The sequence below is a fragment of the Nocardioides sp. CPCC 206348 genome (assembly GCF_048654705.1).
GTDB lineage: Bacteria > Actinomycetota > Actinomycetes > Propionibacteriales > Nocardioidaceae > Nocardioides.
The window spans coordinates 37,852-39,757 of sequence record NZ_JBMCZA010000216.1 but is presented as its reverse complement, the minus strand read 5'-3'; the positions used below and the strand labels follow the sequence as shown (position 1 = coordinate 39,757).

Here is a 1,906-nt window from a genome sequence, read left to right as displayed (position 1 = left end):
CCAAGGGGGCCGTCGCGGCCGCGAGCATCTTCGCTGTCGTCAGTGCCGGAGCCGGCACCGCCGTACTCCTCAACGACGACGACCCCGCCGCATCGAAACCACCGGCAGAGGTGCTGCGGGACGTCTACGCCTACACGCTCGCCGGAGCGGACCCCGACGGGGACGGGATCCCGGACACCACCGTCGTCGTCATGGACGGGGCCGACGAGGTCACCCGGCTTCCCGATGCGGGCGAACCGTCGTGGAGCGCCGACGGCCGCTACGTCGCCGTCGTCTCCGCGGGCGCGCTGACGGTGGTCGACACCGACAACGGCTCCACCACGACCACGGAGTGTCGTGACCCCGACGGATGCGGGCCGAGCGCCGTCCGCGACGACCGCGTCGTCACCCTCGACGGTTCCGGGGTCGTCAGCTACTCCCTGCCTTCCCTCGACGATCGACGGGACGAGGCGACGCAACCGGCCGGCATCACGTGGGACGCACTACTGGCGACGGGCGACAGCATCCTCGCCTTCGGGTACGACGGCTCCACCGACGGTTACCGCGGCGGGCCGGTCGCCGTGTCCCATCGCATCGATGCCGACGGAACGGTCACCCGCTTCGACGACCAGCTGCCTTCCGGCGCCTCCTTGTGGGAGGACCAGGCCTACTCGGCACAGTCGGCCTACGGCGGCCCCCGGGCTGCCGTGCTCGAAGGCGGCAGCGGCGGGGCCTGTGTCTACGGCTACACGCTGTTCATCGTGGATCCGGCCCAGCCGGGCACCTCCGTCGCCACGGACATGTCCGCGATGGTGGAGGGCGAGGCCGCCGATCAGGAGTACCAGACCATCAACGACCTCTGGTTCGACAGCGAAGGAACGCTCCGCGCCAGCAGTTCCACCAACGTCTGCGAGTTCGGAGACGACTTCACCTCGACCTCGCGCCCCGGAGTCCCACAGAGCGTCTGGCGCCTGGACGGAACGACGTGGGTGCTCGACGACAACCGGCCGCTGTTGTCCACGAACCTGCTGCCGACCGGCGCCCGGATCGACCTGACCGCGGACCCCGACGCGGGATCAGGTGGCGGTCAGGGAGCGCTGGCCCTGACGACCCCCCAGGGCATCGAACAGATCGACGACCACGTGCTGAGGGTGTTCACACCAGCGATCTGACCCGTCAGCGCTGGTACCAGCGACCCACTTCGGGCCGCAGCAGCATCCACGCTGCCGAGCCGAACACGCCGACGAGCGCGAGCAACGGCCAGGCACCGACCGACATCACGACGAGCAGCAGGGCGCCCGTCACCGCGGAGACGACGAGGGTGATCCGGGCCCAGTTCTGGCCGATGAAGGCGAGCCCGGCGAGCACGATCGCGACGACCGCCCACAGGGCGAAGCCGACGAGGACGACGTACATCCCCGCGAGGAGGGTGTTCTCGGTGAGGTCGTAGGTCTCGACCGCCTTGGGCTGGTCGCGCGAGACCTCGGCGAACAGGTCCTCGGCCTGCGACGGCAGGACGGCCATCATCACGACGATGCCGAGCAGCACGAGCGTGGAGGTGATCCAGGTCAGGGCGCAGGCTGCGGTCAGCGCCTGCGGCCGCGTCCGTCGTACGACGGCAGGCCGGCGGCCGAACGCACGCGGGTCCCCGAACGGGTGCTCGCCCGCGGCGTCACCCTTGGTCGTGCCCGGATCAGCAGGAGCAGCAGGACCCGCCGGCGAAGCAGCATCGGGCGATGCCGTCGCGGACCGCCCGGCAGGCGTTCCCGGCGGCCGCATCAGCCCGACCCGCTCGGCCCGGCGTTCCTCGTAGGCCTGCACCCACGGGCGTCCGGCGTACCAGTCACGCGTCGGCTGGAGCCACAGCAGCAGGATCGCGAAGACCAGCATCGCGGCGAAGAAGTCTGCCGCGGCCATGCCACCCACG

The 1,906-nt window shown here is 70.9% G+C and carries 2 protein-coding genes; one reads left to right on the top strand and one right to left on the bottom strand.

Translation table 11 applies throughout. The features are described from left to right. Positions 1-1,151 (top strand): hypothetical protein (locus tag ACOADB_RS23505; protein WP_378604448.1); only part of this gene is annotated, 1,151 nt, incomplete at its 5' end. 4 nt (positions 1,152-1,155) lie between these two features. On the opposite strand, the gene ACOADB_RS23500 is transcribed toward ACOADB_RS23505, so the two are convergent. After that, positions 1,156-1,906, bottom strand: a 751-nt coding sequence (locus tag ACOADB_RS23500) for a hypothetical protein (protein WP_378604445.1), incomplete at its 5' end; no start/stop codon positions are given.